Raw genomic sequence first — 7,692 nt, 5'->3', positions numbered from 1 at the left:
CTGGCAGCATCTGCGCACGACCAACGCGATTGAATCGACGTTCGCGACGGTGCGCCACCGTACGACGCGCACGCGTAACTGCGTATCGCGACCAACCTTCCTCGGACTGGCATTCAAGCTGATCGAGGAAGCCGAGAAAACCTGGCGCCGTATCAACGGCCCCGAAAAGATCAAGCTGTTGCTCGAAGGAGTTGCCTTCAAGGACGGCGAACCGGTGCAAGACGATCGACCGGCTCAGCAGAAAATCGCCGCTTGAAATCGACCGCCATCAAATTGTTCATACACCACTCTTGACGTTAGCTCATCATCGCGACATGTCTGATGTTGCTGATCATCGTCCCGGTGATCGTTCTGACCCTGTTGTTTGCATGGCGGTATCGGGAGAGCGCTGAGAACGCGCACTACAACCCCGATTGGGATCATTCCACCGTGCTGGAGCTGGCCATCTGGGCCGCGCCGCTCCTGATCATCATCACGCTGGGCGCCGTCACCTGGGTTAGCACCCATCAACTCGATCCGTATCGGCCGCTGACGCGGCTGGATCAGGACCGTCCGGTGCCCGCCGAGACCAAGCCGCTTACCGTTGAGGTGGTGGCAATGGACTGGAAGTGGCTGTTCGTCTATCCCGAGCAGGGCATTGCCACCGTCAACGAGCTGGCCGCCCCGGTCGACCGGCCCATCGCGTTCCGGATCACAGCGACCACGGTCATGAACGCGTTCTTCGTGCCTTCTCTGGCGGGCATGGTCTATGCCATGCCGGGCATGGAAACCAAGCTTCATGCGGTGATCAACCGGCCTGGCGTCTATGACGGGCTCTCTTCCAACTACAGCGGCGCGGGCTTCTCGCACATGCGGTTCAAATTCCACGGACTGTCGAACGACGAGTTCGACCGGTGGGTCCAGCAGGTCAAGTCGTCGGGCACGTCGCTGTCGAAGGACACCTATCTGAAGCTGGCCAAGCCCAGCGAGAGCGAACCGGTGCAGCGTTACGCCAGCGTGGCGCCGGACCTCTATGACCGCATCCTGAACCGCTGTGTGGATGGCCAGGCATGCCTGGCCGACACCATGGCGAGCAACCGCAACGTGAGGCGCTTCGACCCGTCGGCGGAAATCTGTACCGCCAGCAATACGGCCGATGCCATGCCCATGTTTGCGCCGGATGCGGCCATCAACGACGGTCGAAGGTTGTTGCGGTAGGCCGGGCCTTGCCCGTTCGGCTTTTCAGCTCTTTCCGCCCCGTTGATGTTGTTCGCCAACATTGATCGGCCAGAATTGGTCAATACAGGCACAGGTGACATCCATGCCCGAGCGTTCTGAACTCGCCAACATGATTTTTGGCCGCCTGACGTGGGAGGCCATTCCGTATCACGAGCCGATCCTGCTCGCCACCTTCGCGGTCGTCGCGCTGGTCGGCCTCGTGCTGGTCGGTGCGCTGACGTACTTCCGCCTCTGGGGCTACCTCTGGCGTGAATGGTTCACCAGCATCGACCACAAGAAGATCGGCATCATGTACGTCGTGCTGGGCATCGTGATGCTGCTGCGCGGCTTTGCCGATGCCGTCATGATGCGGATACAGCAGGCGGTGGCCTTCGGCGACAACCTGGGCTACCTGCCGCCGCACCACTACGACCAGATATTCACCGCGCACGGTGTGATCATGATCTTCTTCGTCGCCATGCCGCTGGTGACCGGGCTCATGAACTTTGTCATGCCGCTGCAGATCGGCGCGCGCGACGTGGCCTTCCCGTTCCTCAACAACTTCAGTTTCTGGATGACCACCGGCGGCGCCATCCTGGTGATGATGTCGCTGTTCGTGGGCGAGTTCGCACGTACCGGATGGCTGGCGTATCCGCCGCTGTCGGGCATCCTTGCAAGCCCAGATGTGGGCGTCGACTACTACATATGGGCATTGCAGATAGCGGGGGTTGGTACCGTGCTATCGGGCATCAACTTGCTGGTCACCATCGTCAAGATGCGCGCGCCCGGCATGACGTTGATGCGCATGCCGATCTTCACCTGGACGGCGCTGTGCACGAACACGCTGATCGTTGCCGCCTTTCCGGTGTTGACGGCCGCAGTGACGCTGCTTGCCCTGGACCGTTACCTTGGCACCCATTTCTTTACGGTCGAGCAGGGCGGTAGCGCGATGATGTATGTGAACCTGATCTGGATCTGGGGCCACCCCGAGGTCTACATCCTGGTGCTGCCCGCGTTCGGCATCTTCTCGGAAGTGGTGGCCACGTATTCACGCAAGCGCCTGTTCGGCTACGCATCGATGGTGTACGCCACGGTCGTGATTACCGTGCTGTCGTACCTCGTCTGGCTCCACCACTTCTTCACCATGGGCTCCGGCGCCAGCGTCAACTCGTTCTTCGGGATCACGACGATGATCATCTCGATCCCGACAGGCGCCAAGATCTTCAATTGGCTGTTCACGATGTACCACGGCAAGATCCGCTTCGAGCCGCCCATGCTGTGGACGATCGGGTTCATGGTGACGTTTGTCATTGGCGGCATGACAGGCGTGTTGTTGGCGGTGCCGCCGGCGGATTTCTCGCTGCACAACAGCCTGTTCCTGATCGCGCATTTTCATAACGTGATCATCGGCGGCGTGTTGTTTGGCCTCATGGCCGGCATTACGTACTGGTTCCCCAAGGCGTTTGGCTACCGCCTCGTGTCGTCGTGGGGCAAGGCGTCGTTCTGGTTCTGGTTTGTCGGCTTCTACATCGCGTTCATGCCGTTGTACTGGCTGGGCATGCTTGGGGTCACACGCCGCATGAACCATTTCGACGATCCGTCCTTGCAGATCTGGTTCCAGATTGCCGCATTGGGCGCCTTGCTGATCGCCATCGGCATTGCCTGCTTCCTGATCCAGCTGGTGGTCAGCTTCCTCCGTCGGGAAGAACTGCGCGACACGACCGGCGACCCGTGGAACGGCCGCACGTTGGAATGGTCCACTTCGTCGCCGCCGCCGCAGTACAACTTCGCAATGACGCCGCTCGTACATGACGCCGACGCCTGGTGGCAGATGAAGCAGTACGGCTACCGGCGGCCGCAGGAAGGCTTCAAGCCGATTCACATGCCCAAGGGCACCGCTGCCGGCATCGTGCTGGCGGGGCTCTCGACGCTGTGCGGCTTTGCGCTGATCTGGCATATCTGGTGGCTGGCCATCGTGTCGTTCGCGGCCACGATCCTCTCGGCGATCATTCATACCTTCAACTACAAGCGCGACTACTACATTCCGGCGGAAGAGGTGATCCGCACCGAAGCATCGCGCACGCAACTGATGGCAGGCCATGGCTGAAACGACCGCATCCCTGCATGTGACCGGCCCCACGGGTACTACCACGGCGGATGACGTACCGCCGGGCGGCTACCAGTTCCACGTCACCGAAGAACCGCACGTGCCAAACGGCACGCTGCTCGGGTTCTGGCTGTACCTGATGAGCGATTGCCTGATCTTCGCGTGCCTGTTTGCCGCCTATGGCGTGCTGGGCCGCGAATACGCAGGCGGCCCCACGGGGGCGGAACTCTTCGAGCTGCCGCTGGTGGCGTTGAACACGTCCTTCCTGCTGCTGTCGTCTATTACGTACGGCTTTGCGATGCTGCAGTTGCAGCAGAACAAGGTCTCGGCCATGCAGATCTGGCTGGCCATCACGTGGGTCTTCGGTGCCGCATTCCTGGCGGTGGAACTCTATGAATTCGCGCATCTGATCCACGAGGGTGCCGGGCCCACACGGAGTGCATTCCTGACTTCGTTCTTCTCACTGGTCGGCACGCACGGGCTGCACGTGACGTTTGGCCTGATCTGGCTTATCGTGCTGATGGTGCAGGTGTCGAAGCACGGTTTGATTACGGCCAACAAGCGTCGCCTGATGTGCCTGTCGATGTTCTGGCACTTTCTGGACGTTGTCTGGATCGGCGTCTTTACCTTCGTCTACCTGATGGGAACGCTGCCATGAGCGCGCAAGATCAAACGATGGCCGGCCACGGCGATGCCCACGATGGGCATCACCACGAAGAAGAGATCGGACCGCACGCCACGCTGGGCGGTTACCTGACGGGTTTCGTGCTGTCCGTCTTCCTGACGGCGATTCCGTTCTGGCTGGTGATGGCGAACGTCTTCGACAGATCATCGACCACGGCGGTGACGATCCTGCTCATCGGCGCGGTGCAGATCGTAGTGCACATGATTTACTTCCTGCACATGAACGCCAAATCCGAAGGCGGCTGGAACATGCTGTCGTTGATGTTCACACTGGTGCTGGTGGTCATCACGCTCAGCGGTTCGCTCTGGGTGATGTACCACCTGAATACGAACATGATGCCGCACATGCGGCCGCCCCCGCAGTCCGCTCCCGCCATCCTGCCGGCCCGAACACAGTAGGGCCTGCATGGAAGCCCCAGAAATCATCGTCACCGACGAAGCGGATGACGAATCGGTCCAGATCATTGGCAACGGACTGAATCACTTTAACGATCAGCACGTCGGCTACCGCGACCGGCAACCGCTTGCGGTGCTGGCCCGCGATCCGCAGAGCGGCGACGTGGTTGGCGGCGCAAGCGGACGAACATCGCTGGGGCTGCTGTTTCTTGATCTGTTCCATCTGCCCAAGACGTTACGCGGCATGGGTATTGGCACCGAGGTGTTGCGCAGGTTTGAAGAAGAAGGGCGCCGACGCGGTTGTCGCTCGGCGGTGGTCTATACGATCAGCTTTCAGGCGCCATGGTTTTACGAACGCAACGGCTGGGTGCGGTTCGGAGAGGTACCCTGCGATCCGCCCGGTACGAGCCGGGTCTTCCTCAGTAAAGCGCTGTGAGTTAAGCCGTCAAGGTTTCACGTTCTCCTGCGCAGCGGCTTCGAGGTATTCCAGAAAGCGGCTGGCGACCGCCTCTGTATCGCCCGTGCGTCGTAATGACAGCACGAGCCTTCTTCAGCGTATGGAACCCCGCGTCCTACGCGCAACGCGCGGTGGCACATCTGGCGCACGTTCCCTACGATGGCAAGACAAGTCATGCATAACGGGGAGGCATGCCATGTCCATCTTCGACGAAAACGAGCACCGCGAGGCCTTCTGGGAAACCGTGCGCCAGGCCATCGAAGCGCGCCAGCAAGCTGATGAGGCCCGTCGCGCGGGGCGGCTGACTGGGCTGGCAATCGGCCTGTCAGTGGCGGCGCTGGCGGTTGCACTCATGGCTTGGCGGCGCCGGTCTGCAGATGATGTGGCTTGAGGCCGTCTGGCTGCGCCACGCCCATTCTTGGCGCTCCATTCTGAATTCCCATTCATAAGATGCGGCAGTGGTGTTGACCGACGCCCTCACGCGTGTACCGCGACGCAGTAAAGACGGGATGGATTGGACGAGCCGCGCGGTTATCCGGCCACAATGACCGAGCATTCGATGACCGTGCGCATGGACAGTCGGGTCGGTCCGGCATCCAGCCTGAAGACGGCAAGCGGACTGCTTCAGATCAAAGCGCAGGGGAAGGGCGGCGTTACAATTCGCTGCTTCTTCCCAGGGTGTTCCATGCCACGCGGCCTCGTTCTCGCCACGCCTCAGCTCACGTCGGACGGCACGCCGTTCTCCGCGCAATACGACGACGTCTATCACAGCTCCGAAGGCGGTCTGGCCCAGGCGATTCACGTTTTCCTGGGCGGTAACCGCTTGCCGGGCGCGTGGCAAGGCAAACGCACCTTCACCATTGTCGAAACCGGCTTCGGCCAGGGCTTGAATTTCCTGGCCACCTGGGCTGCATGGCGCGACGATCCACAGCGTTGTGCACGGCTCGATTTCGTCTCGATCGAGAAGCATCCGTTCGATCGCGCAGGCTTGTCGATCGTGCATCCGACAATCGGTGCGCTGGCTCCGCTGGCCGAGACGCTCCGTCAATCATGGCCGGTGCCGGTGCCCGGCGTGCATCGACTGGCGTTCGACGGCGGCCGCGTTACGCTGATGCTGTTTTTCGGTGATGCGATGGAGATGCTGCCGCAACTGTCGTGCGCTGCCGACGCGTTCTATCTCGACGGTTTTTCTCCCGCCAAGAACCCCGATCTGTGGCAGCCGCGCGTGTTCAGGCAGCTCGCGCGGGTCGCTCGCGCCGGCGCGACATTGGCCACGTACACCGCCGCAGGATTCGTGCGGCGCGGCTTGCAGGAGGCCGGCTTCGAGGCGCACAAGGCGCACGGTTTCGGAACCAAGCGCGACATGACCGTCGCGCAATTTCCGACCCATTGGCGCACACGGCGTGGGCCGGCTGAAGCGCCTGTCTGGAGCCAGCGTCACGCCATCGTGCTTGGCGCCGGGCTCGCGGGCTGCTCGGTTGCGGAACGGCTCGCGTCGCGCGGCTGGCGCATCACGCTCATCGACGCAAACGATGGCCCCGCACACGGCACGTCGGCGCACCGTGCTGCGGCCATGCATCCGCATGTATCCATCGACGACAGCGTGCTCTCGCGCCTATCGCGCGCCGGCAACCTGCTTGCACGCCGCCATTGGGATGCACTCGATCGCGCCGGCTTCGCCACAGGTTTCCAGCCCACCGGCGTGCTCCAACTCGCCGAACACGTGGGCGACGCCACTGAACAGCAACGCATCGTGCGGGCGCTCGGCTACCCGGTCGACTACATCGATTGGCTCAATGTGGACGCCGCCGCCAAGCGCGTCGGTGCCAGCGTGCCGCAGGGCGGCTGGTGGTTTGCGCAAGCGGGCTGGGTTGCGCCGCCTGATGTTTGCCGTGCCAATCTGGCCGCTGCAGGCGCTGCAATCGACACACGTTGGGGTACGCACGTCGAATCGCTGCGCCAAGACGGCGATCAATGGCAGGTCCTCGATGCGCAGGGCGATGTGATCGCGAGCGCGCCGGTCGTCATCCTCGCCAACGGTCTTGGCGCTACGCGCCTGGCTGCGCTGACATCCGCGTCGCTCAAGCCCGTTCGCGGTCAACTCACCGACGTGCCCATCACCAGTTTGGAAGCGGGCGCCGCGTGGCCGAAGGCCGTCGTCTGCGGCGATGGCTACTTGCTGCCCACCGAGCCGGGCGCGAAAACGGTGCGCACGGGCTCGTCGTTCCAGCCCGGTGAAGCCGATCTGACCGAGCGCGTGGCCGATCACGCGGGCAATCTCCGGCGACTGTCTGGGTTGCAGCCTCAGCAATTGGGTGCACTGGCGAAGCTGGACCCTGCGCAACTGCAGGGCTACGTCGGTGTGCGGTGCGTGTCAGCCAATCGGCTGCCGTTGATCGGCCCGCTGGTGGATGAGGCGGCGGCCTTGGCGCCGGGCTTTCGTTTGCGCGGTCCGCATGCGCAGCTGCCTCGCCTCGCCGGGCTGTATGCCGCACTTGCGTATGGCTCGCGGGGCCTCACCTGGTCGGTACTGGGTGCGGAGTTGCTGGCGGCCCAGATCGACGGTGGTCCGCTGCCGCTTGAATCGGACCTGGCTGCAGCGCTTGATCCCGGCCGCTTCATCCTGCGCGCATTGCAGCTTCGACGCACGCAGGAGCAGGGCGCCGCACCCGCGGAAAGCGAAGCTGCGGAACCTCTGGATTAACGCGCCGTTTGAAGGGTTTTCCAAGCGTTCCGACCCAAAAAAACAGGGCCGGCGAACGTTCCATGCCATAATATGCGTTTTGCGTTTGCCAGCCTGAACGCGTCCGTTGTGCCGTGCATTGTGCAATCAGTGCAGCCTTCGCGCCGC

General features: G+C 62.4%; 7 protein-coding genes and 1 pseudogene. All 8 read left to right on the top strand.

All coding sequences use genetic code 11. From position 1 onward, the window contains the following. Nucleotides 1-256, top strand: a pseudogene (locus BEK68_RS01795) (IS256 family transposase); the annotation flags it as partial. Nucleotides 257-321: 65 nt separating this feature from the next. Beyond that, a complete protein-coding gene (gene cyoA / locus BEK68_RS01790; RefSeq protein ID WP_065851541.1) occupies nucleotides 322-1,197 on the top strand; it encodes a ubiquinol oxidase subunit II in 876 nt (291 codons plus the stop codon). A 103-nt stretch (nucleotides 1,198-1,300) separates the two neighbouring features. Next, nucleotides 1,301-3,304, top strand: a complete 2,004-nt coding sequence (gene cyoB / locus BEK68_RS01785; RefSeq protein WP_012435857.1) for a cytochrome o ubiquinol oxidase subunit I — start codon at nucleotides 1,301-1,303, stop codon at nucleotides 3,302-3,304. Next, nucleotides 3,297-3,962, top strand: coding sequence for a cytochrome o ubiquinol oxidase subunit III (cyoC, locus tag BEK68_RS01780; RefSeq protein ID WP_004627023.1), 666 nt, complete (start codon nucleotides 3,297-3,299; stop codon nucleotides 3,960-3,962). Before cyoB ends, cyoC begins: the two co-directional genes overlap by 8 nt. Beyond that, on the top strand, nucleotides 3,959-4,387 hold the full coding sequence (gene cyoD, locus BEK68_RS01775; RefSeq protein ID WP_012435856.1) for a cytochrome o ubiquinol oxidase subunit IV: 429 nt from the start codon (nucleotides 3,959-3,961) through the stop codon (nucleotides 4,385-4,387). The genes cyoC and cyoD overlap by 4 nt, the downstream gene beginning before the upstream one ends. Before the next feature lie 7 nt (nucleotides 4,388-4,394). Beyond that, nucleotides 4,395-4,820 (top strand): GNAT family N-acetyltransferase, encoded by a 426-nt coding sequence (locus BEK68_RS01770; protein WP_012435855.1) that lies wholly within the window; start codon nucleotides 4,395-4,397, stop codon nucleotides 4,818-4,820. Nucleotides 4,821-5,037: 217 nt separating this feature from the next. After that, the gene (locus tag BEK68_RS01765) at nucleotides 5,038-5,232 is read left to right on the top strand and encodes a hypothetical protein (protein WP_012435854.1); all 195 of its coding nucleotides are present in this window, start codon (nucleotides 5,038-5,040) and stop codon (nucleotides 5,230-5,232) included. 294 nt (nucleotides 5,233-5,526) lie between these two features. Continuing rightward, nucleotides 5,527-7,545: a bifunctional tRNA (5-methylaminomethyl-2-thiouridine)(34)-methyltransferase MnmD/FAD-dependent 5-carboxymethylaminomethyl-2-thiouridine(34) oxidoreductase MnmC gene (gene mnmC, locus BEK68_RS01760; RefSeq protein ID WP_012435853.1), complete on the top strand. Its 2,019-nt coding sequence runs from the start codon at nucleotides 5,527-5,529 to the stop codon at nucleotides 7,543-7,545. Nucleotides 7,546-7,692: the final 147 nt, after the last annotated feature.

The sequence above is a fragment of the Ralstonia pickettii genome (assembly GCF_001699815.1).
GTDB lineage: Bacteria > Pseudomonadota > Gammaproteobacteria > Burkholderiales > Burkholderiaceae > Ralstonia > Ralstonia thomasii.
This window is presented reverse-complemented; position numbering and strand designations above follow the sequence as displayed.